Annotated in this window: 29 protein-coding genes and 1 tRNA gene; 13 read left to right on the forward strand and 17 right to left on the reverse strand. The window is 59.7% G+C overall.

The features are described 5' to 3' along the window. Positions 1 to 83: 83 nt before the first annotated feature. From D460_RS0119975 to D460_RS0119995, 5 genes are all read left to right on the forward strand, one after another. Positions 84 to 848, forward strand: coding sequence for a TIM barrel protein (locus tag D460_RS0119975; protein ID WP_018900351.1), 765 nt, complete (start codon positions 84 to 86; stop codon positions 846 to 848). A 145-nt stretch (positions 849 to 993) separates the two neighbouring features. After that, positions 994 to 2220 (forward strand): adenylate/guanylate cyclase domain-containing protein, encoded by a 1227-nt coding sequence (locus tag D460_RS0119980; protein WP_018900352.1) that lies wholly within the window; start codon positions 994 to 996, stop codon positions 2218 to 2220. A 154-nt stretch (positions 2221 to 2374) separates the two neighbouring features. Next, positions 2375 to 3706, forward strand: a complete 1332-nt coding sequence (locus tag D460_RS0119985) for an FAD-binding oxidoreductase (RefSeq protein WP_018900353.1) — start codon at positions 2375 to 2377, stop codon at positions 3704 to 3706. A 157-nt stretch (positions 3707 to 3863) separates the two neighbouring features. Continuing rightward, a complete protein-coding gene (locus D460_RS0119990) occupies positions 3864 to 4379 on the forward strand; it encodes a GNAT family N-acetyltransferase (protein WP_026283323.1) in 516 nt (171 codons plus the stop codon). 100 nt (positions 4380 to 4479) lie between these two features. Beyond that, the gene (locus D460_RS0119995; RefSeq protein ID WP_018900355.1) at positions 4480 to 4944 is read left to right on the forward strand and encodes a VOC family protein; all 465 of its coding nucleotides are present in this window, start codon (positions 4480 to 4482) and stop codon (positions 4942 to 4944) included. 125 nt (positions 4945 to 5069) lie between these two features. On the opposite strand, the gene D460_RS0120000 is transcribed toward D460_RS0119995, so the two are convergent. The 3 genes from D460_RS0120000 to D460_RS0120010 form a co-directional block, all read right to left on the reverse strand. Then, positions 5070 to 5144 (reverse strand) — tRNA-Glu (locus D460_RS0120000). A 196-nt stretch (positions 5145 to 5340) separates the two neighbouring features. Then, positions 5341 to 6417: a D-Ala-D-Ala carboxypeptidase family metallohydrolase gene (locus D460_RS0120005; protein WP_018900356.1), complete on the reverse strand. Its 1077-nt coding sequence runs from the start codon at positions 6415 to 6417 to the stop codon at positions 5341 to 5343. A 155-nt stretch (positions 6418 to 6572) separates the two neighbouring features. Further along, positions 6573 to 7013, reverse strand: coding sequence for a VOC family protein (locus tag D460_RS0120010; RefSeq protein WP_018900357.1), 441 nt, complete (start codon positions 7011 to 7013; stop codon positions 6573 to 6575). 193 nt (positions 7014 to 7206) lie between these two features. Here D460_RS0120010 and D460_RS0120015 point away from each other — a divergent pair, with 193 nt between their 5' ends. Both D460_RS0120015 and D460_RS0120020 read left to right on the forward strand, forming a co-directional pair. Next, complete coding sequence (locus D460_RS0120015; protein WP_018900358.1) at positions 7207 to 7785, forward strand: cold-shock protein; 579 nt, start codon at positions 7207 to 7209, stop codon at positions 7783 to 7785. Continuing rightward, complete coding sequence (locus D460_RS0120020) at positions 7785 to 8264, forward strand: DUF192 domain-containing protein (protein WP_018900359.1); 480 nt, start codon at positions 7785 to 7787, stop codon at positions 8262 to 8264. Before D460_RS0120015 ends, D460_RS0120020 begins: the two co-directional genes overlap by 1 nt. Positions 8265 to 8451: 187 nt before the next feature. Here the strand turns inward: D460_RS0120020 and D460_RS0120025 are convergent, their stop codons facing one another. Continuing rightward, positions 8452 to 8676 (reverse strand): alkylphosphonate utilization protein, encoded by a 225-nt coding sequence (locus D460_RS0120025; protein WP_018900360.1) that lies wholly within the window; start codon positions 8674 to 8676, stop codon positions 8452 to 8454. Between the two features lie 369 nt (positions 8677 to 9045). On the opposite strand from D460_RS0120025, the gene msrA reads away from it, so the two are divergent. Further along, entirely contained in the window at positions 9046 to 9558 is a 513-nt protein-coding gene (gene msrA / locus D460_RS0120030; protein WP_018900361.1) for a peptide-methionine (S)-S-oxide reductase MsrA, read from the forward strand. Between the two features lie 82 nt (positions 9559 to 9640). On the opposite strand, the gene D460_RS0120035 is transcribed toward msrA, so the two are convergent. Together D460_RS0120035 and D460_RS0120040 are read right to left on the reverse strand one after the other, a co-directional pair. Continuing rightward, positions 9641 to 10015, reverse strand: coding sequence for a response regulator (locus D460_RS0120035; protein WP_018900362.1), 375 nt, complete (start codon positions 10013 to 10015; stop codon positions 9641 to 9643). A 162-nt stretch (positions 10016 to 10177) separates the two neighbouring features. Further along, positions 10178 to 11758 carry an ATP-binding protein gene (locus D460_RS0120040; RefSeq protein ID WP_037111717.1) on the reverse strand — a complete coding sequence of 527 codons (1581 nt, stop codon included), beginning with the start codon at positions 11756 to 11758 and terminating at the stop codon, positions 10178 to 10180. Positions 11759 to 12055: 297 nt separating this feature from the next. Between D460_RS0120040 and fdhD the strand changes: the two genes are divergently transcribed. The 5 genes from fdhD (at position 12056) to D460_RS33280 (ending at position 14416) form a co-directional block, all read left to right on the forward strand. After that, positions 12056 to 12835 (forward strand): formate dehydrogenase accessory sulfurtransferase FdhD, encoded by a 780-nt coding sequence (fdhD, locus tag D460_RS0120045; RefSeq protein WP_026283325.1) that lies wholly within the window; start codon positions 12056 to 12058, stop codon positions 12833 to 12835. Between the two features lie 279 nt (positions 12836 to 13114). Next, positions 13115 to 13267 carry a hypothetical protein gene (locus tag D460_RS36025; RefSeq protein WP_018900365.1) on the forward strand — a complete coding sequence of 51 codons (153 nt, stop codon included), beginning with the start codon at positions 13115 to 13117 and terminating at the stop codon, positions 13265 to 13267. A gap of 41 nt (positions 13268 to 13308) precedes the next feature. Then, on the forward strand, positions 13309 to 13827 hold the full coding sequence (locus D460_RS0120050; protein WP_018900366.1) for a DNA starvation/stationary phase protection protein: 519 nt from the start codon (positions 13309 to 13311) through the stop codon (positions 13825 to 13827). A gap of 190 nt (positions 13828 to 14017) precedes the next feature. After that, positions 14018 to 14224, forward strand: coding sequence for a hypothetical protein (locus D460_RS0120055; RefSeq protein ID WP_018900367.1), 207 nt, complete (start codon positions 14018 to 14020; stop codon positions 14222 to 14224). 12 nt (positions 14225 to 14236) lie between these two features. Continuing rightward, positions 14237 to 14416 (forward strand): hypothetical protein, encoded by a 180-nt coding sequence (locus D460_RS33280; protein WP_018900368.1) that lies wholly within the window; start codon positions 14237 to 14239, stop codon positions 14414 to 14416. A 239-nt stretch (positions 14417 to 14655) separates the two neighbouring features. Here D460_RS33280 and D460_RS33285 read toward each other — a convergent pair whose 3' ends face one another. From D460_RS33285 to D460_RS0120120, 11 genes are all read right to left on the reverse strand, one after another. Then, complete coding sequence (locus D460_RS33285) at positions 14656 to 15912, reverse strand: hypothetical protein (protein ID WP_018900369.1); 1257 nt, start codon at positions 15910 to 15912, stop codon at positions 14656 to 14658. Between the two features lie 198 nt (positions 15913 to 16110). Beyond that, positions 16111 to 16665, reverse strand: a complete 555-nt coding sequence (locus D460_RS0120070) for a class I SAM-dependent methyltransferase (protein ID WP_018900370.1) — start codon at positions 16663 to 16665, stop codon at positions 16111 to 16113. After that, positions 16662 to 16994, reverse strand: coding sequence for a hypothetical protein (locus D460_RS0120075; RefSeq protein ID WP_018900371.1), 333 nt, complete (start codon positions 16992 to 16994; stop codon positions 16662 to 16664). Before D460_RS0120075 ends, D460_RS0120070 begins: the two co-directional genes overlap by 4 nt. Further along, entirely contained in the window at positions 16991 to 17686 is a 696-nt protein-coding gene (locus D460_RS33295) for a hypothetical protein (RefSeq protein ID WP_018900372.1), read from the reverse strand. The genes D460_RS0120075 and D460_RS33295 overlap by 4 nt, the downstream gene beginning before the upstream one ends. After that, complete coding sequence (locus D460_RS0120085) at positions 17683 to 18201, reverse strand: hypothetical protein (RefSeq protein WP_018900373.1); 519 nt, start codon at positions 18199 to 18201, stop codon at positions 17683 to 17685. Before D460_RS0120085 ends, D460_RS33295 begins: the two co-directional genes overlap by 4 nt. Then, entirely contained in the window at positions 18198 to 18608 is a 411-nt protein-coding gene (locus tag D460_RS0120090) for an HNH endonuclease signature motif containing protein (RefSeq protein WP_018900374.1), read from the reverse strand. Before D460_RS0120090 ends, D460_RS0120085 begins: the two co-directional genes overlap by 4 nt. A gap of 196 nt (positions 18609 to 18804) precedes the next feature. After that, complete coding sequence (locus D460_RS0120100) at positions 18805 to 19248, reverse strand: hypothetical protein (RefSeq protein ID WP_018900376.1); 444 nt, start codon at positions 19246 to 19248, stop codon at positions 18805 to 18807. Then, on the reverse strand, positions 19245 to 19457 hold the full coding sequence (locus tag D460_RS0120105; protein WP_018900377.1) for a hypothetical protein: 213 nt from the start codon (positions 19455 to 19457) through the stop codon (positions 19245 to 19247). Before D460_RS0120105 ends, D460_RS0120100 begins: the two co-directional genes overlap by 4 nt. Continuing rightward, positions 19454 to 19783 carry a hypothetical protein gene (locus D460_RS0120110; protein WP_155947792.1) on the reverse strand — a complete coding sequence of 110 codons (330 nt, stop codon included), beginning with the start codon at positions 19781 to 19783 and terminating at the stop codon, positions 19454 to 19456. The genes D460_RS0120105 and D460_RS0120110 overlap by 4 nt, the downstream gene beginning before the upstream one ends. Next, the gene (locus tag D460_RS0120115; RefSeq protein WP_018900379.1) at positions 19780 to 20085 is read right to left on the reverse strand and encodes a hypothetical protein; all 306 of its coding nucleotides are present in this window, start codon (positions 20083 to 20085) and stop codon (positions 19780 to 19782) included. The genes D460_RS0120110 and D460_RS0120115 overlap by 4 nt, the downstream gene beginning before the upstream one ends. Then, entirely contained in the window at positions 20082 to 20522 is a 441-nt protein-coding gene (locus D460_RS0120120; RefSeq protein ID WP_155947793.1) for a hypothetical protein, read from the reverse strand. The genes D460_RS0120115 and D460_RS0120120 overlap by 4 nt, the downstream gene beginning before the upstream one ends. Positions 20523 to 20525: the final 3 nt, after the last annotated feature.

The raw sequence follows: 20525 nt of genomic DNA on the forward strand, positions 1-20525 counted from the left end.
GGCGCGGATGGTTTGGCGCGCCTACAGTCCGGGCAAATGGCTCGGATCGCACCGTCTGCCTTGCTGAAACGAAGTGAGATGTCATGAAGCTTTCTGCCTGTATCGAATGGCTTTTCGCCGATGAAGCCGAGACCTTCGCCGATCGTATCAGGCTGGCGCACCGCCACGGTGTGGAAGCCGTCGAGTTCTGGCGGTGGACCAACAAGGATGTCGGCAGCATCGAATGGGCCTTGAACGAGACCGGCATCGAGCTTGCAAGCTTTGTCGCCGAGCCGATGATCCCGCTCACGGACCGCGCCAACCAGGCGGCGTTTCTCGAGGGGCTGAAGCGGACGATCGAGGTCGCGCGGCGGCTTGGGGCAAAGACGCTGATCGCGCAGGCAGGCGACGATCTCGCCGGCAAGTCCCGCGAGGAGCAACGGGCGGCGCTGACCGAAACGCTGAGCCGCGCCGGCGAGGTGCTTGCTGACAGCGGCGTTCGGCTCGGCGTCGAGCCTTTGAACACGCTGATCGACCATGTCGGTTATTTTCTGGAATCGACGCGGGAAGGGCTCGATATCGTCAAGGAGACGGGCAGGCCGGAGATCGGGATCATCTACGATATCTACCACTCCGCCGTCATGAGCGAGGATACGGCCAGTGTGATCGGCGGCGATATCGACAAGGTCTTCCATGTTCATATCGCCGATCATCCCGGCCGCAACGAGCCGGGCAGCGGCTCGATCGACCTGAAGGCGCGCGCCGACTGGCTTGTGGCTCAGGGCTATCGCGGCTACCTGGGGCTGGAGTACCGGCCGACAAAGCCCAGCGCGCAAACGATCGAGCAGACACGGCGTCTGCTTGGCTGATTGACCGGGCCGGCCGAAACTTTTTCCGTTAGCTGTTGCCGATAAGGCATTCCATTCCACGACCGGCCACCCCATTTAGCTGGCGTAGGAATGATTTTTTGTTTTGATGTTGAGAAGGCCGCGGGATCTCGCGGAGTGTAGGGCGATGCAATTCCAATCAAACCCGGCTCCACAGCCTTCCGAGCTGAGCGTTGGCCAGTGGCCGCGGCAGCGGACGGCCAGCCTCGACTGGCTGGTCAACGAGACCCGCAACGAGCGCTATATCGACAATCTTCTGGTCCAGCTCTGCGACCGGCTGCGCGACGAGGGCATTCCCGTCAGTCGCGCCACGATGCATTTCAGAACGCATCATCCGCAATGGCTGGGTGCGCGCATTCTCTGGCAGACCGGGATGACCGAGGCGAAGATCACCACCTTCGACTACGGCATCGAAAACACACCACAGTTTCTGCGAAGCCCCGTCAACGAGATCTTCAGCGGTGCAGCCGAGGTGCGCAAGGATATCGAGGCGCTTCGCCCCGGCGACGGACATGCCGAATTCTATGACGACCTCAAGCGTGAGGGTGTGACCGAGTACATCGCCTGGCCGATGGAGCATACGCTCGGCAAGCGGCACATCGTGACCTTCGCCAGCGATCGTCCCGGTGGTTTCCTGGAAGAGCATCTCGATTATCTGAAAGACCTGCTGCCGGCGCTGACGCTGGTGACCGAGATCCGGCTGAAGAACATCATGGCGCGTACGCTGTTGCAGACCTATGTGGGCCCGCATGCCAGCGAGCAGATCCTGGCCGGCGCCACGACGCGCGGCAGCGGCGCCACGGTGGAAGCGGCGATCCTGATCTGCGATCTGCGCGATTTCACCACGATTTCCGACCACTGGCCGCGCGACGACGTGATCGAGCTCCTCAACGGCTATTTCGACGCGATGTCGGAGCCGATCGAGAAGCATGGCGGCGAAATCCTGAAATTCATGGGCGACGGCATGCTGGCGATCTTCCCGCTCAGCAATCCTCAGGCCTGCGAAAACCTGTTGCAGGCGATCAAGACCGCCGAGGCGTCGATGGTCGAGCTGAACGCCGAGAACAAGCGCAAGGGCCGTGAGGTTCTTCGCTATGGGATCGGCGTGCACGTCGGAGAGGTGATGTACGGCAATATCGGATCGCGCCGGCGGCTCGATTTCACCGTGATCGGTCCTGCGGTGAATGTCGCTTCGCGGCTGGAGAGCCTGACCAAGGAGATCAAGCGGCCGGTGCTCCTGTCTCGGGCGTTCGTGGAGATGGCGGGGCAGGAAGACGAGATGGACAGCTTGGGGGCGTTTCCGCTCCGCGGGCTTGGCGAACCGGTCGACGTGTTTGCGTTTCCATTGAAATAACCTGGTAGTTTTGGCGGGTGCTGCTCGATCCGCGATCGTCGTAAGTTGTTCTTATCCGCGGCAAATTCGCACTTGTTGCGGATTTGCTGTTTCTAGCGCGTGTCGCGGGCGCTAGACCATCTCGTGATACGAACCACCATCCGCGAGATCCTCTATGCCCGGTCCCTATGTCGTTCCCGTTCACGGCGATGAAACGCTTCCCGATGCCTGCGATGTCGTGGTGATCGGTGGCGGGATCGTCGGGTGCTCGACGGCGCTTGAGCTCGCCGAGCGTGGGCTGAAGGTCGTCTTGTGCGAGAAGGGCGGGATCGGGCAGGAGCAGTCGAGCCGCAACTGGGGCTGGGTGCGCATCTCGATGCGCGATCCGCGCGAGGTGCCGCTCATGGCCGAAGCACTGCGCATCTGGGACAATTTCGACGCCCGCACGGGCCGCGATACCGGGTTCAAGCGCGCCGGCATCATCTTTACCTGCGCCAACGAGAAGGAACTGTCGGATCACGACCGCTGGCGCGCCAATCTCCAGGATTATCAGATCGACACCAGGATGCTGAGCGCCCGCGAGTTCGGCGATCTCTTTCCCGGCTCCAAGCTACCCATGGCCGGCGCGCTCTACACACCCGCCGACGGCCGCGCCGAGCCGCAGAAGGCGGCACCCGCGATTGCCGAGGCCGCGCGCGACAAGGGCGCCACCATCCTCACCGCATGCGCTGTGCGCGGGATCGAACTGGCTGCGGGCGCGGTCTGCGGCGTGGTAACGGAACGCGGGCCGATCGCCTGCCAGGCCGTGGTTCTCGCCGGTGGGGCATGGTCCAGCCTGTTTTCGGGCCGCTTCGGGATTGATCTTCCGCAATTGAAGGTGATGAACAGCGTTCTGCGGACGAAGCCGCTCGAAGGCGGGCCGGAGCAGACGATCTGGGCCAACGACTTCGCCATCCGCAAGCGCCAGGACGGCGGGTATACGGTGGCGTCGGGTTACGACAATATCGTCGATATCGTGCCGGCGTCGTTTCGCCATGCCATGGATTTTCTGCCGGCGCTGCGCTCGGAGTGGAAGGCGCTCTCCTTCAGGCTCGGCCTGCGCTTCCTCGACGAAGCCCGGATCCCGCGCCAGTGGTCGCTCGATGAGGCAAGCCCCTTCGAATATAACAGGGTGCTCGATCCCATCCCATCCAGGCGCAAGCAGGACAAGGCGCTGGCGGAGCTGAAGGCCGCGTTTTCCGTGTTCGAGAAGGCCGAGATCGCGCAGCGCTGGGCGGGCTATATCGACGTGACGCCGGATGCGGTGCCTGTCATCTCCGACGTCGAGGCCATTCCCGGCTTCCATATCGCCACCGGCTTTTCCGGCCACGGCTTCGGCATAGCGCCGGCAGCCGGGCGGCTGATGGCCGATATCGTGACGGGCAGGGCGCCGATCGTCGATCCCAAGGCATTCCGGCTGTCGCGGTTCAGCGATGGGTCGAAGATTGAGTTGATTAGCGGGGTTTGATTGTGGGGGGCTGGTTTGCATCCAAAGCAGATGCGCGAGCTTTATCCGATAGTTAGAACCACGCTTGCGTTAGCGCGTCTTTCTTTACAAGTGGTGATTGCGAACAAGCCAAAACCGCCTAAGATCGAGCTTCGCTGAATCTACGGGACTAGAAACGGTGGCCGATATCAAGCTGACTACGGCTAGCACAATTCTGCGGCCATTCGAGGCCAATGACGCAGCGGATGTTTTCGAATGCATCTCTCCCGAGATTACTCGATATATGGCATGGGAACCTCCAGCATCCGCCCAACGCTTTGCTGAAGTCTGGACCTCCTGGATATCTTCAATGGAAGATTCTTCGGAGCTGTATCTAGTCGCCCGCGACCGTGGTGATGGGAGATGTTTAGGCATCGTCGGCGTACACGCCCTAGCAACTGATACCCCTGAACTGGGGATTTGGCTGCGGTACGACGTTCATGGCCAACGGCTTGGCACGGAGCTGATTGGTGCCGTTCTGGAACACATATCTGGTCGCCGCGCCATCAGATATTTCGAATATCCAGTGGCGGAGAAAAATATCGCGAGTAGGCGCATCGCGGAAGCATATGGCGGGAAGGTGGAAGGCAGCCGGGTGAATCCGAAGTATGTTTCCGTTATCTACCACATTCCCGCGATTAGGAAGCATGCGTGATACCCGCATCGCAGCAGTGGCCGCCATCTGATCGGCGCGAAATTGCGGTCATCCGCGAGACTTGTCATCTTCCTAGCGTGTGAGTTTACGGAGGCAGCTCATGAATCACAACATTCCCAGAATCGATGGCATTTACGAAACCCATCTAACCGTTGCCGATCTGGATCGGTCCATCAGCTTCTATCGTGACATCTTAGGGCTGGAGCTAGCCCGGAAATTTGACGATCGGCGCATTGCGTTTTTCTGGGTCGGAGACAAGATGAAGGGGATGATTGGTTTGTGGGAGACGGGTTCCGGACCGATGCGAATGCGCCTCCACCTCGCTTTTCGGATGGAGGTAGAGGAGGTTCTGGCTTCTGCCGCGTTTCTGACTTCCAGGGGCGTGCAACCGCTAGGCTTTCGTGGTGATCCTGTTTCCGAAGCTGAAGTAATTGGCTGGATGCCAGCGCTATCGCAATATTTTGCAGACCCGGATGGTCATTCCATCGAATTTATCGCGGTTCTTGACGAGGTGGCCGATCAAACGTTTGGCGTCGGACCATATTCCAAGTGGCTTGCGAGATAACGTAGTGTCTCGCGTTCCAACACCTGCACGACTGCGTAACTCTTACAGAGACGAGCTACACACGGACGAGCAAGAAACGCTCTCGGACTATATCGTATTGATAATGCTTGGAAAACAAAGAGAAGTGGCACGCCCTAGGGGAGTCGAACCCCTCTTCCCAGAATGAAAATCTGGTGTCCTAACCGATAGACGAAGGGCGCTTCCTTCGTGGTGGCGCCCTTATAATCAGGCACTTGGATTCTCGCAAGCGGCAAGAAGTGATTTTTTGCAAAAAAATGACAAGAAATGCCGGCGTGTGGAAAAACGCGCGTATTGCCTTGAAATCAAACGCCTAAACGCGAACGCCGTCCGTTGTCGGGGAGACAGCGGACGGCGGTGAGTGGGATGAGCTTGATATCAGAGCGCGCGGGCCACGGTGGCTGATGGCTGTCTGCCGCCGCAGCCCCAGTTCCAGTCGCGGTTGCGGCCGGTGTCGAGATGGATGGAATCGGTGTGGCAGTAGGTGCCGACGCCACCGCGGTCGGGGAGCGACCTGATATAGCTCGCGATATCCCATTTGGAGACGCCGTCGATCTGGATGTCGGCCGCGTCGCAGCTCATGTGCATCGATTCCTCGGCGCCGCCGACCATGCGGTTATGTTCGGGATCGCGGTAGCCCGATGTGACGATCACGGGCTTGCCGAAATGGGTCTCGACCGTCTTGATCACCTTCAGAAGGTTCGGCTTAAAACAGCCGACCTCGACCTTGTCGTTCTGCAGATGCAATCCGTTCGGCGCGACGCGGGTCATGCCGGGGAGCGACGCCTTCTTGATGAGGCCGGAGAGGCTGGTGAGGAGGTTCTGCTTCGGCGCGGCGTAGAGCGCGTTCATGCTCTGGCCGGGAAGATATGCTGTCGCCAGCGAGGCGGTCTGCACCGGATCGACCCTGGTGCTGGTGTTCTGCGACGATTGCTGCGGCTGCAGTGTCTGCTGCTGCGGCGCTTCCTCGACCGGGAGCTGGCTCGAATAGACGCTGGAGCGCGTTGCGCCGACGCCGGTCGAGGGCTGCAATGTGGTCGAGGTCGGGTTGTTCTGGACCTTCGGCTTGACCGAGAAGATGCTCATCGCCTGAGCGTTGATGCCGGTCGATTGCATGGCAAGGCCGCCGATATTGGCGGGAGCCATGGCTTCCGGTGCTGCCGATGCCGGCTGGCCGGGCGCTTGTGCCAGATTGCCGGCTTGCGCGCCGGGAGTATTGGTCATCCCGGAGACATTCGTCATTCTCGGATCGCGGTAGCCGGCCTGTTGGGCGGTCGCGGCTGTCGGGGCAGCGTTTGCGGCCATCTGCTGACCTTGAGCGGGCGCTGGTTCGGCGGCAGCGGATGCGAGCGCATCGACGGCGGGCTTGTCGGACACGCAGCCCGGCAACGCAAAAGCGGAGGCGGCGATCAGAAGTGCCGCCTTGATAGGCGTGCGCTTTTCAACAGCGAGCAAGCGAGCATTCTCCAAAATGAAGGCGAGGGGTGTGCAAAACGCACGTTTCCCCTCGAGTCATCCGGAGAGTGCCCGCAGCAAAGTTGTGCGGCAAGGACGATCCGGACGCAGTGGCCGGAAATCGAAAAAGCCGCAAGCCTCGCAAAAGCCTCGGCTTACCAGGCGCCGGTGTTGCCCATCGATGCCCATGGTTCGGCCGCTTCGAGGCTGCCGCCCTTCTGCAGAATCTCGATCGAGATGCCGTCAGGCGAGCGCACGAAAGCCATGTGTCCGTCGCGCGGCGGGCGGTTGATGGTGATGCCGTTGTCCATCAGCTTCTGGCAGGTCGCGTAGATGTCGTCGACCTCATAGGCGAGGTGGCCGAAGTTGCGTCCGCCGGTGTAATCCTCGGGGTCCCAGTTATAGGTCAGTTCCAGGCATGGGGCGCCCTTGGCGGTGGCGTCGGCCTTGTCGCCGGGGGCTGCGAGGAACACGAGAGTGAAGCGGCCCTTCTCGTTGTCGATGCGGCGGGTTTCTTCGAGCCCGAAGAGGGTCGCGTAGAAATGGAGCGATGCATCCAGATCCTTCACGCGGACCATGGTGTGGAGATAACGCATTCTGTTTCCTCTCTAAATGCTGGCGTGCCCCTTATGTGGCGGAACGTCAGGTTCAGGCAAGACTAGGGGGTAAGATTGGCGGCTGCGAATAAACGAAAAGTAGGGCTTGCGCTAATCCGTTACCAACATGTTAATCTTGATCTCAAGAATCAGTTAACCGTAACAGTGTGACGCGTATTGAGGGGCTGGCGAAATGGCTGACAGGATTTCATCGACGGAATTCACTGACCTCGAACAACTCGCGGGCGATGCGGTTGACCTCATCGAAATCACCGGTGTCGTGAAGTGGTTCGACGTCGCGAAAGGCTTCGGTTTCATCGTTCCCGACAATGGCATGCAGGATGTGCTTCTGCACGTGACGTGCCTGCGCCGCGACGGTTACCAGACCATCCTCGAAGGCACGCGCATCGTCGCTCTCATCCAGCGTCGTGACCGTGGATATCAGGCCTTCAAGATTCTCTCCATGGACCAGTCCACGGCGGTTCATCCGTCGCAGCTGCCGCCGGTGCGCACCCATGTGCAGGTCACGGCGACGAGCGGTCTGGAGCGCGCGCTGGTCAAGTGGTTCAACCGCACCAAGGGCTTCGGCTTCCTGACGCGCGGCGAGGGAACCGAGGATATTTTCGTGCATATGGAGACGCTGCGTCGCTTCGGACTTACCGAGCTTCGTCCCGGCCAGGTTGTGCTCGTTCGCTTCGGCGATGGCGACAAGGGCCTGATGGCAGCCGAAATCCATCCGGATGCGCCGACGCCCGTGAGCCGGGCGCACTGATGAACATGGTTTCGCACCGGATCAGAAGCGCCTTCTTGGCGCTTTTTTTCATGCTGGCGCTGCCGGCATTCGCCCAGTCCGTCGTCAAATTCGACAAGGAGCCGCTGGTCATCGAGACGACGGCAGGACAGAAATACAACTTTACCGTCGAGATCGCCGATACCAACGAGCAGCGCCAGCGCGGGCTGATGTACCGTCAGGACATGGCCGCCGACGCGGGCATGATTTTCGATTTCGGTACGTCGAAGCGGGTGCAGATGTGGATGGAGAATACCGTTCTGCCGCTCGACATGCTGTTTGTCGATCGGGCGGGCATCGTTCGCGGCGTCAAGCAGAATGCGGTGCCCTATTCCCGCGACATCATCGATTCGGTGAGCCCGGTGAAGTACGTGATCGAGCTCAACGCGGGTGCTGCAGCCAAGCTCGGCCTCAAGGCGGGCGACCGCGTCACCAGCCCGACGATCACGAAGTACAAGTAGCCGAGAGCGGCTACCGTTTCCTTCTTGCTTACATAAAAAAGGCTCGTCCCGCGGTATCGCCAGGACGAGCCAAGTTGTACGGTTATGAGCGACGTGCAGGAAGCTCATGAACAGACAATAGCGCGGCGCGCCGTCGCCACATTGATCTGCATCAAACGTCGCAATCCGGCACACATATCTCTGCTGCCTACGCCTTTTTGAGGAACTCCGTCTTCAGTACGAGGCCCTTGACCTGCTTGGTGTTGCATTCCACTTCACCGGGGTTTCCGTTGAGCCGAATGTTCTTCACCAGCGTTCCGCGCTTGATGGTCTCCGATGTGCCCTTGACCTTCAGGTCCTTGATGAGGGTGACGGAATCGCCGTCGTTAAGCTCGGCGCCGTTGCTGTCTCTTACAATTGGTTCGTCGGTCATTTTGATCTCGTGTTTCAAAATTGCTTGTTGGATATGAGGGATGTGGCGCGCCTGCGGTTCCCGTTACGTGATGCACATCACGTTTGGTTATCGAGCGTGCGCCACGCAGCCAATGATGCTTCCCTAGAGGCTGGAGCCGTCAAAGTAAAATCAATTGGTTGGACACGGTCTTTGATCAGCGGTCGCTGATTGTCTCGCTGCTGATATGAGCGCGCCGATCATGTTGGACTGGCAAAGATGACGTCGAATCCCTATCTGTAGGGCACGCGGCGAGTTGCCTTTGCAGGTGGCTCAGGCAGGATGGGTGGAGACATCCGGGACTGCCGCCCGATGAATTCCGTAACGAACCTCAGGGAATGGAGATATTCGATGACTATCGAACGCGCAGTGCTTGCAGGCGGTTGTTTCTGGGGGATGCAGGATCTGATCAGGCGCATGCCAGGTGTCGAGACGACGCGCGTGGGTTACACCGGCGGCGAGGTCGCCAATGCGACCTATCGCAATCACGGCAACCACGCCGAGGCGATCGAGATCCTCTTCGATCCCGCGAAAACCAGCTATCGCGACATTCTGGAATTCTTCTTCCAGATCCACGATCCCTCAACGCCCAATCGCCAGGGCAACGATCTCGGCCCCAGCTACCGTTCGGCCATCTACTACGCCAATGATGAGCAGAAGCGCGTTGCTGAAGACACGATCGCCGATGTCGACGCATCCGGCCTGTGGCCGGGCAAGGTGGTGACCGAACTCGCGCCAGTCAGCGATTTCTGGGAGGCGGAGCCGGAGCATCAGGACTATCTGGAACGAATCCCGAATGGCTATACATGCCACTTCGTGCGTCCAGGCTGGAAGCTGCCGAAGCGGCAGTCTTCCGCGGCTTGAACGAGAGCCACGCCCTTACAGCGCCAGGTCGAGAGACCTGGCGTTTTGCGTTTCAGGCCGCGCGCGAAGGTGGCTGCCTCTGTCAGGTCTCGGGTTGAAGCGCCGATTCGAGACAGGCGAGGAGGTGCTTGATATCGACAGGCTTGCCGAGAACCGCGAAGGCGCCGCCATCGAGCGCCGCCGACCGGGTCCGGTCGTCGCGATAGGAGGTCATGAAGATGATCGGCGGTCTCGGTGGCGCCTTGTTCAGTTCAGCCTGCAGCTCGATGCCGCTCAGGCCGGGCATGGAGACGTCGAGAAGCATGCAGTCGATCGAGGCGCGATCCTCGTAGGCCAGGAACTCCTCGGCATTGGCGAACAGCAGGCTTTGGTAGCCGCAGGACAGGACAAGATCGTCGAGCGCCTCCCGGATGGCTTGGTCGTCGTCGACGATTGCGATGGTTGAAATGTGGGGCAAGAGAGGGACCTATGGGTATTCCGGTACGTTGATATTTCGGACTCGGATGCTTGCTTGGTTCCTCTAATATGCGCGCCGATACCGCGAAACGGTATCATACAAGGGTTTAGGTTGTTCACGTCCGCCGCGCGTTGAGCGGGACGCACAACCGGCTGCGGGCGTTTACAGATGAGGATCCTCGATCGGCAAGGTCATCTTGAACACGGCGCCGCCATCGGGATGATTGAAGCCATCGAGCTTGCCGCCGCGGCTTTCCAGCGTGCTGCGGCAGATCGACAGGCCCATTCCGAGCCCCTGCGCCTTGGTGGTGTAGAAGGGCGTGAAGAGCTTCTCCATCCCCTCTGGGCTGATGCCCGGGCCGCTATCCCTGACCGACACGCCGACCATGCCATCGGCCGGCTCGATTTCGACGATGATCTCGCGAACAGGGCACTTGGCGCCGTTGATCGCCTGGATGGCGTTGGTCATGAGGTTGATCATCACCTGCTGGATCTCCACCCGCACGCTTTTCACCTGCGGCACGCCTTCGCCCGGGCGAACGGTCACCGCGATGCCATCGCGTTTCAGGTCGTGCTCGACCAGTGAGCGGGTTTCATCGATCAGCGTCGAAAGGTCGATCCACTCGGCTTTGCTCTCCTGCTGGGTGAGGAGGTTGCGGGTGTTGTGGATGATGTCGCTGGCGCGCTGGCCGTCGCGGATGATGCGTTCGGCGGAGCGGCGGATCGCCGAGAGATCTGGCGGGTCGCGATCCAGCCATCGAAGCAGCGTCTGCGCGTTGACGGCGATGGCGCCGAGCGGCTGGTTCAGTTCATGCGCGAGCGAGGCGGAGAGGGCGCCGATGGTGGCCGCCTTCGACGCCTTGGCGAATTCGGCGCGGGCCTCGATCAGTGCTGCTTCCGTCATTTCGCGCTGGGTGATGTCGACCATGCCGACGACCACGCGGTTGAAGGCGGCGGTGTCCTCGGGGAAGCTGATGCTCAAAAGTACCTGCCTGATTTCGCCGCTGTCGGTGGTGATCCTGCCTTTTCCTTCGAAATAGGCCTGGCCCGTGAACATCGCATTCATCAGATGCAGGAAGGTCTTATCGCCGGAGGCGATGAAATCGGCCATCGATTCTCGCGAACCGCTGTCGGCGGATGTGCCGACGAGCTCTCGGGCCGCTTCGTTGGCCGCGACCGTGCGCAGCAGGCCGATGCAGTGGTCGATGATCTCGGGGTGCCGGCGTGCGTGGTCTTCCAGATCGGTAACGCCGGCGGCCTTCAGCTCCAACAGGTAAGCGTGCAGCCGCGAATAATCCCGCTCCCAGAGCGCGACGCGGGCGCCGTCGAAAATCGAGCGGTAGCGGGCTTCGCTTTCGCGGATTTCGGCGTTTCTTTCGATCAGCTCGGCGCGGAAGGCATCGTTTCGCAACAGGAGCGCCATGGTGATGGCGAGCGCTGCCAGCGCGACCGCGAGACGGATGAAGGTCTGCAGGTCGGGATCGGGACCGTGGGTCAGGAAGTAGGAGAGGACCGTCAGGAAGATGCAGACGATCGACGTCAGCAGCAATCCCGTGCGGGTGAGGATTTCCGAGCCGAGCAGAAGAGCCATGACATAGAGAACGGCAATCGCGCCTTCGATCTCGGTGAAGGTATCGATCACAAAGACGATCGCCATCAGGAAGGCTGATATCAGCGCGACTGTGACGCGATGGCCCGTGCCGCCACGTTGGTTGAACAGCACACCGGCTCGTTCCGCGCTCATGATAAGATCCCCATCTACCTTGGCGCGCATGATAGCGATCGCGACCGTCATTCTAACCTATACATAGGTGTCGTTTACGCAAAAGGTGATTTTGCCTTCTGTTTCAAGTGATTGACGGTATGTGCGGCTGGATTGGCAGTGGTGTGGATCAGAGGCGCATGTTCTTTGACGAGGACATGCCGCCCGGTCCTGGCCTATAGTGCGTCTTCAACGGTCGACTTTCCGGCTATGCCGCGTTGTTCAGGGAATAGCAGAGTGAATATCAGTTTCGTCGACAGCCGAGCGAGCCATGAAGCGGTGCACACGATCGCCTTTCGGGGCGGGGTTGCCGCGCCTGCGACGCGCAGCGTTCCCGAGGAAGTGGCGATCGCCTTTTCCTATGGCGGCAGCTCGCATGCGGTGATGATGGCGACGCCTGCCGATCTCATCGATTTCGCCGTTGGCTTCAGCCTCACCGAGGGGCTGATCGATACTGTCTCGCAGATCGAGGCGATCGAGATCGTTCAGGACGAGGTTGGCATCGACTTGCAGATCGCGCTTGTCGACGATGTCGAGGAGAAGCTGCGCGCGCGACGGCGGCACATGATGGGGCCGGTCGGTTGCGGGCTCTGCGGCATCGAATCGCTGGAGCAGGCCGTGCGCACGGTTCGGCCGATGTTGTCGTCCGATCTGACGATCACGCCTGATGATATCGCGCGCGCGGTGGCGAGCCTTGGCGATCACCAGCAGCTCAACCACAAGACCCGCGCAGTGCATGGCGCCGGGTTTTTCGTGCCGGGGAGCGGGCTTGTGGCGGTGCGCGAGGATGTCGGCCGGCACAACGCGCTGGACAAGCTCTGCGGCGCGGTCGTCGCCTCGGGCGTTTCCGGCGGCAGCGGCGCGGTTGTCGTGACCAGCCGGCTTTCGATCGAGATGATCCAGAAAGCCGGGTTCCTCGGCAGTCCCATTCTCATCGCCATCTCGGCGCCGACGGCCTATGCGATACGGACGGCCGAGGAGGCCGGGATTACCATGATCGCCGTTGCGCGCGGAGAGGATTTCGAGATCTTCACGCATCCGCACCGGGTGATCTTCTAAACTCGTCCCAAAAAGGAAAGACCGCCCCGGGGGTAGGGGGCGGTCTCTGGCGGATCCGGGGGAGCGATCCGCGTCTTCGATGCGGGGGCGGCATCGAAGACAGGTAGCGTGCGGCGCTACCGCCTCACGGAGGGGACGTGAGGCATGAGATGAAGCTACTCCCTTCCCATCCGCTCCATAACTATACTTAGGTGTGGTCAGATTAGACGACCATAGAATAGGCCGGCCAAACAAGGCCGCCTAAGCTCCAGCCACATTCACCGGACTGGAGCCGATCCCATGTCGTCGTTCAAGAAGCCCCTATCAGCCAAACTACCCGGACCCACCCCGTCGGCGCAGCCCGACGCGGAGCGGCCGAAGCGGATCGCGATCACCGCCGATCCCGGAGAGACACGCCTGCCGGTCTTATTGGTAGCGCAGACCATCCGCTGATCCCACTCCGTTCACCACACCATCATCAGGAGAATCCGACCATGACATATCAACCCGCATCCAAGATCCAGCGTGCAGCGCTCGCCACCCCGACGGATCTCTCCTCGAATGCCACGACCGATATCGCGGCGGCGCTGACGGCGCTGCTTGCCGACGTGTTCGTGCTTTATCTGAAGACGAAGAATTTTCACTGGCACATGTCCGGCCCGCACTTTCGCGATTATCACCTGATGCTGGACGAGCAGGGCGAGCAGATCTTCGCCATGACAGACGACATCGCCGAGCGCGCCCGCAAGATCGGCGGCACGACGCTGCGCTCCATCGGCCATATCGGGCGCCTGCAACGGCTGCTCGACAACGATGCGGATTACGTGACGCCGGAGGACATGCTTGCCGAGCTGCGCGACGACAACAAGCAGCTCGTGAGCCTGATGCGCCAGCTGCACGAACTGACATCCGAGCATAACGACGTCGCGACGACGAGCCTTTTGGAAAACTGGATCGACGAGGGCGAGCGCCGCGCCTGGTTCTTGTTCGAGAGCACACGCCGCGGCGCGTAAGCTGAAGCGATTACCCGACGCCAACCATCCCTGGCCTTGCCTGTCGGGGATGGTTTTCTGATTCGTGCTGGCAGAGCTCATCGGAGCTGAAATGCCACATACCTTGGTATGGTTGCAGCTAAACCCCAATAGGATTTCGAGATCGCCGGCGACGTCCTAGGCTCCTCTTATGGAACGAAAGGGATGCGCGATGAGCAGCCAGGCATTTTGCGACAGCGCGGCAGGCCAGCCGGTATCCGGGCAGACACGGGCATTTCCCTCGATGCCGCTGGAGGCTCTGCTCGATGCAGATCCGGATGCGTCGCTTTGGGAACGTCTCTACTGGCAGTTCACGCTACCGCCGTTCCTATCCGTGGCGCTCAGCGGCTTGGGTGAGGATTTCGGCGGGGAGAGATAAGGGGGAAGAGAGATGACGAACGAATGCAAGCCGCTGGTCGAAGTATCAATTCAAAGGGATGGACGGTGGATTCCGCTGGGGATCATGAATGTCGCGCAAGCGCTGGAGCTCCCGCATCACCGGGACTACGTGTTCGTCCATCTCGCGGGCAAGGCCGACGGTTCTTTCGGCGGGTTGCCGCAAAGCCGGTAGCGACGCGCGTCGCAGCTCTCGCAAGGCATTTGCCTTGCTACATCGATCGGTCAAATTTTCAGGGAAATTTACCAGCTATTTCAGCGTGATGATGATGGTCGGAGTGGAGAGATTCGAACTCCCGACCCTCTGGTCCCAAACCGCACTCTTGGCGGAAAACATCCCAGAAACTCTGGAATTCTCCCGTGGAACATTTGAGAACACCCGGAGAACAATCCAGAACTTCTCCCACAGTGCTCTCACAGTTTCCCGCCGTCAATAACCCTGACCTTGCCGTCTGCCTGGGTGGTCGGGGCGAAGAGATTACGCTTGGTGAACTTCTGCAGTTTGGCGATGATTTCCTCGGTAGCGCGCATTGGCTCCTCGAGATAATCCGGGTCAAACTTTTCATACCAGTCGGTGGTGGTCGATCCCTCACTGACCTTGTGGCCTAGCCACTTCGAACGCTGCTCCCTTGATACAGGGAAAGACGCACGGCGCATGTTGGTCGCCATGAAGTGCCGCAGCGTGTAGCATGTCATCTCCGGCATGCCGAGACCGATATCGGTCACTTCCCCCTTATCATCCAGCGTCGGCTTGCCGAGCTTGTTCAGGCGCTTCTCTACGGTGTCCTGGTACTGGCCAACTGGCTTGTCGTCCTTCCAGTGGTCGAACCAAGCGGCCAGGTTCGTTGTCACGCGAATGACCGGCCGGCGCTTCTTCGTCTGCCTTCTGCCGACAGGATTCAGGTCGAGTGTCCCGAACTCGGCGTTTCGCTGCTTCGATAGCCTCAAGTCAAAGATGGCTTCATTTCTGGCGCAGGTGTTCAGCATGATCATCACGAACCGGAAGTCGGCCTCTTCCTCGATCGCATCAATCCACTTGCCTAGTTCGGCAAAGGAGGGAATGTACTCCCGCGGCTTCGACATCTCGCCGCCGATGTGCTCGGCAATCTCTGCCTGATTGCAGAAGACGGTGACAGGGGCGTCTAGAAGCTGGGTCTCTACCTGCTCGCCGGCAATCGTAATGAGCTGTGGCACTGAGGCGTAATGCACGGCAGCGCGGACGGCGATCATGTATGTCATGATGGATTTTGCCGACAGTCCATTCTCAGCGGCCATATGAGCCCAGACGCGGCGTTGATTGAGCCTGGTGAGGTCCGAGACCCTTGGCGCTCCCATAAACGACTGGAAGGCGGTGTAGACGAGTTCGGAAGCCCGTCGTACAGCCGCCATCTGTTTGTAGCCCTTGGGCTCTGCGTAGTGGTCTTGGTAATGCTTCAGGACGGCGAAGAGATAGACCTCTCGCGGGTCTCGGCTAGACGGGGCTGGGGCACCGAGGATGTCGACGAGTTCTTCCTTCGCTGCTTCGAGATCGACTGCAGCCAGAGCTTTTCGCTTAACGCGTCCGCTTCCGTCATCGTACCAGTAGCGATAGAACCCGGATCGACCGGCTTCGACACCGATCCACTGGTCCTTGTACTGCCAAAGGCCTTTTGGTCCTCTGTCTCTTCGCATGCCATTTCCCTGTTCAAAGCGCCAGATAGATCCGACTTCGGATAGACCGTCTTGCCGTCTTTTCCCTTAAAGCACCGAATGGACCTCTCGCGAAGCCACCGATTCAAGATCTGGGCGCTGAGGAAAGGGTACTGCTCAAGCACCTGATCGTGCGAAATCAGGTCATCGATGGAGATGGGGGTAAACTCTGTTCCCATGTTATCCCCGCTTTCCACTGCCATCGTCCACAGGCTCGGCGCCCGCCGACCTCTGTAGGGGCGGTGGGGTGTCTGGCTTCATGAACACGATCCAGTGAGACTTTGCTGTCTTGCCGCAGCGATTGCCGAAAAGTGGCTGCTGATCGGTCAATTTCAGTAATTCGGCCACCTTCACCTCGTGCTCGTTCCACTTGAAGATCAGCGTTCCGTTGGGCTTGAGGACGCGGAAGCATTCGGCAAAGCCAGCGCGGATATCGTTGCGCCAGTCCTCGCCAAGCTTGCCGTATTTCTTCGCAAGCCATCCTGTCTTGCCGTTCTGCACAAGGTGCGGCGGATCGAAAACGACAAGGTGGAACGTGCCGGCCGGGAATGGCAACGCGCGGAAATCCATCTGTTGATCGGGATCGATGATGAGGCGACGGGAGCCGCCCGAACTGCTGGCATCGGTCAGCATGTGCTCTTCTTGGCGGATGTCGCCGAAGATGGCGCGTTCGTCGGCCGGATTGAACCAGAACATGCGACTTCCACAGCAGGCGTCGAGGACGGGCTTGTTCATTCCACGCCTCCGGTCTCTGCGGGCGGTGGGGCCTGCGTGGCGCTCGAAATTGCACTGCGGGCAAGTGCTTGAAGCTGGAGCGCACTTTCGTCACCATCTTCCGCTCCATGTTGGACCACGCTTTTTGCGAAGGCCTGAGCAATTTCCAGAACCGTCAGTAAGTTCTGCCGTTGGGACACAAGCTTGTTGATCAGTCTTGCCACATTCCGCAGTGGCTCAATTGTCTCAGCGCCAAAGCGACCGCGATCATCGTATTGAAGTTCGAGGCATGTAGCGTTGATGGCATTGAGAGCAGCGTTGATTTCAGCCAACTCTTCGATCTCGCTCATCCATCCACCTCCGAAGCACTGAGGGCGGCGAGCGTATGTGCAAGGCTCGTGGAAAACCGGGTGAGAGCCGCTTCCATCGCCTCACGCTGTCGGGCGTTCTCCGGCAAGCCTTCAATGGCCAGATCGGCCATCAGTCGAGCCTGATCTCCGGCGATTTGCAGCGCTTCCCCAACGCCGTCCCGCACCGCCGACGCGAGCGCGGCGTAGATGATTTTGACGCATTCGGGATCATTGGCGACCAAAGCCGTCGCATGATGCACTTCATCAGCTTTCCGCCACTGGGCGGCATCGTATCCTTCAGGAGCCGGCGTTCGGTCCTCTTCGTCCATACCCACCACATGCTCAGCGGGTGCTGGCAGAAGATGAGCAAAGGCAAAGGCCTGACGCTTGTAGGCCTCGATAGCGCCACGAACGCGCGCCTCCTCGTCGAGGTCAGGTCGGCTCTTTGACCGGCCCCATTGCGACATTGCTGCGTCCGTGCAGACTGCCTCTTGGCGTTCGTATCCGCCCACCGAAATATGATGGGGCGGTGGAGAGGTGAGCGCAGCATCAATAGTGGTAATGACCCGCGTCAGTGTTCCATGGACGTCCTTGTCTACGACCTGGTTGCTTTCGATAGCACCTCGAGCGTTTTTCACGGAATTCCGGACAGAAGACAGAACTTCGCGCAGAGTATTGGTGGACTCGCTCATATCACTTGCCTTTCTGGTGGGGAGGTGGCTTTGAGAACATTGCCACGATTTGCGAACGGGTGAGCCTCAAGCTCGATCCCATCGAGAGAGGGCCAATCGAGACGTCCCCAAGAGCATCCATCGTGGGTGTTTATGACGGGAAATTCTGCCCATGAGGCGGGGACGAACTTTTTCGTCTCGCTGTCTATCCAGCGATGCTGCGCGTTCAGTTCATAATAGTCTGAGGTTCCGTACTCTTCTTCGATCGCCGTGAGGATATCATCGGTGAAATCGGCAAAGTCGGGCGCATCGGCTGGAGCGCGATAATCTCCCGATATCATCCATGTACTGCATCCACGGATGATCCAATACGCGGGCCGATCATTGATCGTCGTGATAGAGAACAGGGATCGTCCGTCACCGAAGATTTGGCTCAGAACGGCAGGGGTGAATGTGATCGAGTCGCTGGGGGTCCAAAGGTAGCTTGTGACAGGTCTTTGTGCGGCCCTCAGCGCAGAGGTGACGGCTTCGCTCATCGTCTCGTCTCCTGTATCGGCGCGTAAAGCTGGGCGGGTGGCAAAGCTGTCTTCGATGGGCGATCGGGCTTAGACCGCTTGGGGAAGCCGGCGCTGCGGATGGCCTGCTTCGGGGCAGTGATGCCGAGGTGCTTCTTGCGAACGGCCGCCACCTTGGCCTTCTCAGCCACGTCCTTGGCCGTCTTTTCCACATGGCATTTGCGGTGCGACGGGCGAAGGTTGCTTTCCCGGTTCTCTCCGCCGTTGATCAGCGCCTTGACGTGATCCAGATCCCATTTCTGGCCGATCTGGATAGGCTGACCGCAAAGATGGCAGCTATTGTCACGGTCGAAGATGCGGGCTCTTACGCGCGGTGGGGCTCGCGTGTCGTCGGTTTGGCCGATCCATTCATCAACGGTTCGGCTCATCCGCGCGTCCTCCCCATCAAAGCCGCAATCCCCCGCATCATCTTCCGCACGGTGGTCTCGCTCCTCGGGCGGGAGGCCATTCCCTTGGCGGCTATCTCGCGTTGAAGCTGCTCAACGGTGGCCGCTACCTTTTCCCGGTGGGCTATCGTCGAGGGGCGGGCATGGGGCCGCTTCTGTAGATATTCGGAGGCGGTTCTCATGCGGCACCTATGGAGGTCTTGGCGCGCACAGATATCGCAGCCATGATTTCTTTGACCGTTGTCCACGGGACATAGACTGGGTAGCTGCGCTCCTCGCCGTCCTCATCGACCCCTATCTGATTGAATTTGAACTCGCCGTGATAGGCGTACTTCGTGTTGCCACTTGGGGTGACTGCCTCTTCGAAGGCAGCTACCTTCTTCTGAAGGTGAGCTATCGCCAAATCATGAAAGCAAGCTCTGGTGAACGCCGGAGCCAGATCGAATGGCAGGGCGTAGCTGTCCTTGTATTTCGGCTCGTATTTGTCTTTGACGGGAACGGTCTGGGATTCGACGAGGGACAATGGCCAAGCGCCGGCAAGCTCCTTGATGCCAGTATAACCAAGATGCTTAGGGCATTCGAAGAGGTCGCGCTTAATCAAGACATAGAGAGTTTCACTCATGCCGCCTGCTCCCCATACTTCTCCCCGCAGAACGGGCAATAGGTGAGGAACATGGAAACGGCCTTCGGCTTGCCGCGACCGGTTTCCACCTGTTCGGTTTCAAGCATAAGGCCGGGGTGAGCCGCCTTGTGGAACATCATGGCCTGTGTGAGCCGCGTGTTGTGCTTGCTCAATTGTTCGTTGACCGTTTCGATGCAGGAGCAGGTCATGCTTCACCGCCTTCATTCTGGCGGCTAGCCATCTCGTCTTTCGCCCGCTCGGTCAGGATGGCGATCTTGCTCCGCTGCTCCTGAATGTGGAGCTCGATGACTGGCTTGCAGATCGACCACGGCACATTGAACAGGCGGTGGCTGTTGCTTCCGCTCGGAACGCCGAGCTGAAGGCCATCCTGCAGGCGACCGAATGCATCGCGAATGTCAGGGGTGGCTCGCCGATTGAACTCGTCGGTGATCTCCGCAAGCAGGTTTTCGGCATTCTCGACCTCGCGATAGGCGAGGGCTATGTCCATGGCGGTTTGTTTTGATATAAGGCTCATGCCGCGCCTCCCTCTTTCTCTACAATCTTGAAGTTGATGGAATTGAGCTGAGATTCGACAGCAGCGCGGAACTTGTCCTTGTCAGGAACGCCACCTGCTTCAATCACGGCTATCGATGCGATCGTCCAGGCGGAGCGGATCAGCATGTTGGCTACGATCGAGGTAGCCTCGCGAGTGGACTGGCCGGCAGTAATGAACTCTCCCGCCTGATCGAAAGCGAAGTCGTCGATGATCTTCGCCATGGTCGGGATGCGGATGCGAGCCTTTTCTGTGGCTTCGAATGTTTCGGTGGCTTCCGTCATGCCGATCTCCGATGTTCCTCGCGCTTCGGCATCACCTCTTCCGGCGTCACGCCGAATTCAGATGCGATGAAGCGGATTGCGTTGTTGAGAAATCCCTCGAATGTCGGCTCATCCATACTTTCGAAGGCGATCGACGACGGGACCTCTACGATGAGGTCACCAATCTTGACCTTGTCGGTGTAACCGGTCTTGATCTTCACTATCTGATGCAGCGCCTTCGGATGAGGCGCGCATTCGGTAGCCTTCACTACCTCACGCAAAAACTTGAAGTAGAAGCGGAGGCGGCTGGGGACGCGACCGGTTCGGAGATCAACTTGGATGCGCTGACCGGCCGGAAATTCTCGGATCATCTCGCGATCCATTTCCATCTCGCCGATCAGGCGATCGCCATCACGAACGAGATAGAACGGGGGATGTTCGGGTGCCTTCTTGATCATGAG

The organism is Rhizobium sp. 2MFCol3.1 (genome assembly GCF_000377565.1).
Classification (GTDB): Bacteria; Pseudomonadota; Alphaproteobacteria; order Rhizobiales; family Rhizobiaceae; genus Rhizobium.

Excerpts from the sequence above, each read along its gene's own strand:
- D460_RS0120020 (WP_018900359.1), top strand. The coding sequence starts at position 7,785 with ATGAACATGGTTTCGCACCGGATCAGAAGCGCCTTCTTGGCGCTTTTT.
- D460_RS0120100 (WP_018900376.1), bottom strand. The coding sequence starts at position 19,248 with ATGAGTGAAACTCTCTATGTCTTGATTAAGCGCGACCTCTTCGAATGC.
- D460_RS0120090 (WP_018900374.1), bottom strand. The coding sequence starts at position 18,608 with ATGAGCCGAACCGTTGATGAATGGATCGGCCAAACCGACGACACGCGA.
- msrA (WP_018900361.1), top strand. The coding sequence starts at position 9,046 with ATGACTATCGAACGCGCAGTGCTTGCAGGCGGTTGTTTCTGGGGGATG.
- D460_RS0120115 (WP_018900379.1), bottom strand. The coding sequence starts at position 20,085 with ATGACGGAAGCCACCGAAACATTCGAAGCCACAGAAAAGGCTCGCATC.
- D460_RS0120070 (WP_018900370.1), bottom strand. The coding sequence starts at position 16,665 with ATGAACAAGCCCGTCCTCGACGCCTGCTGTGGAAGTCGCATGTTCTGG.
- D460_RS0120025 (WP_018900360.1), bottom strand. The coding sequence starts at position 8,676 with ATGACCGACGAACCAATTGTAAGAGACAGCAACGGCGCCGAGCTTAAC.
- D460_RS0120010 (WP_018900357.1), bottom strand. The coding sequence starts at position 7,013 with ATGCGTTATCTCCACACCATGGTCCGCGTGAAGGATCTGGATGCATCG.
- D460_RS33285 (WP_018900369.1), bottom strand. The coding sequence starts at position 15,912 with ATGCGAAGAGACAGAGGACCAAAAGGCCTTTGGCAGTACAAGGACCAG.
- D460_RS0120055 (WP_018900367.1), top strand. The coding sequence starts at position 14,018 with ATGAGCAGCCAGGCATTTTGCGACAGCGCGGCAGGCCAGCCGGTATCC.
- D460_RS0119975 (WP_018900351.1), top strand. The coding sequence starts at position 84 with ATGAAGCTTTCTGCCTGTATCGAATGGCTTTTCGCCGATGAAGCCGAG.
- D460_RS0120075 (WP_018900371.1), bottom strand. The coding sequence starts at position 16,994 with ATGAGCGAGATCGAAGAGTTGGCTGAAATCAACGCTGCTCTCAATGCC.
- D460_RS0119980 (WP_018900352.1), top strand. The coding sequence starts at position 994 with ATGCAATTCCAATCAAACCCGGCTCCACAGCCTTCCGAGCTGAGCGTT.
- D460_RS0120110 (WP_155947792.1), bottom strand. The coding sequence starts at position 19,783 with ATGAGCCTTATATCAAAACAAACCGCCATGGACATAGCCCTCGCCTAT.
- D460_RS0120040 (WP_037111717.1), bottom strand. The coding sequence starts at position 11,758 with ATGAGCGCGGAACGAGCCGGTGTGCTGTTCAACCAACGTGGCGGCACG.
- D460_RS0120015 (WP_018900358.1), top strand. The coding sequence starts at position 7,207 with ATGGCTGACAGGATTTCATCGACGGAATTCACTGACCTCGAACAACTC.
- D460_RS0120050 (WP_018900366.1), top strand. The coding sequence starts at position 13,309 with ATGACATATCAACCCGCATCCAAGATCCAGCGTGCAGCGCTCGCCACC.
- D460_RS0120105 (WP_018900377.1), bottom strand. The coding sequence starts at position 19,457 with ATGACCTGCTCCTGCATCGAAACGGTCAACGAACAATTGAGCAAGCAC.
- D460_RS33280 (WP_018900368.1), top strand. The coding sequence starts at position 14,237 with ATGACGAACGAATGCAAGCCGCTGGTCGAAGTATCAATTCAAAGGGAT.
- D460_RS0119985 (WP_018900353.1), top strand. The coding sequence starts at position 2,375 with ATGCCCGGTCCCTATGTCGTTCCCGTTCACGGCGATGAAACGCTTCCC.
- D460_RS0120120 (WP_155947793.1), bottom strand. The coding sequence starts at position 20,522 with ATGATCAAGAAGGCACCCGAACATCCCCCGTTCTATCTCGTTCGTGAT.
- D460_RS36025 (WP_018900365.1), top strand. The coding sequence starts at position 13,115 with ATGTCGTCGTTCAAGAAGCCCCTATCAGCCAAACTACCCGGACCCACC.
- D460_RS0119995 (WP_018900355.1), top strand. The coding sequence starts at position 4,480 with ATGAATCACAACATTCCCAGAATCGATGGCATTTACGAAACCCATCTA.
- D460_RS33295 (WP_018900372.1), bottom strand. The coding sequence starts at position 17,686 with ATGAGCGAGTCCACCAATACTCTGCGCGAAGTTCTGTCTTCTGTCCGG.
- D460_RS0120085 (WP_018900373.1), bottom strand. The coding sequence starts at position 18,201 with ATGAGCGAAGCCGTCACCTCTGCGCTGAGGGCCGCACAAAGACCTGTC.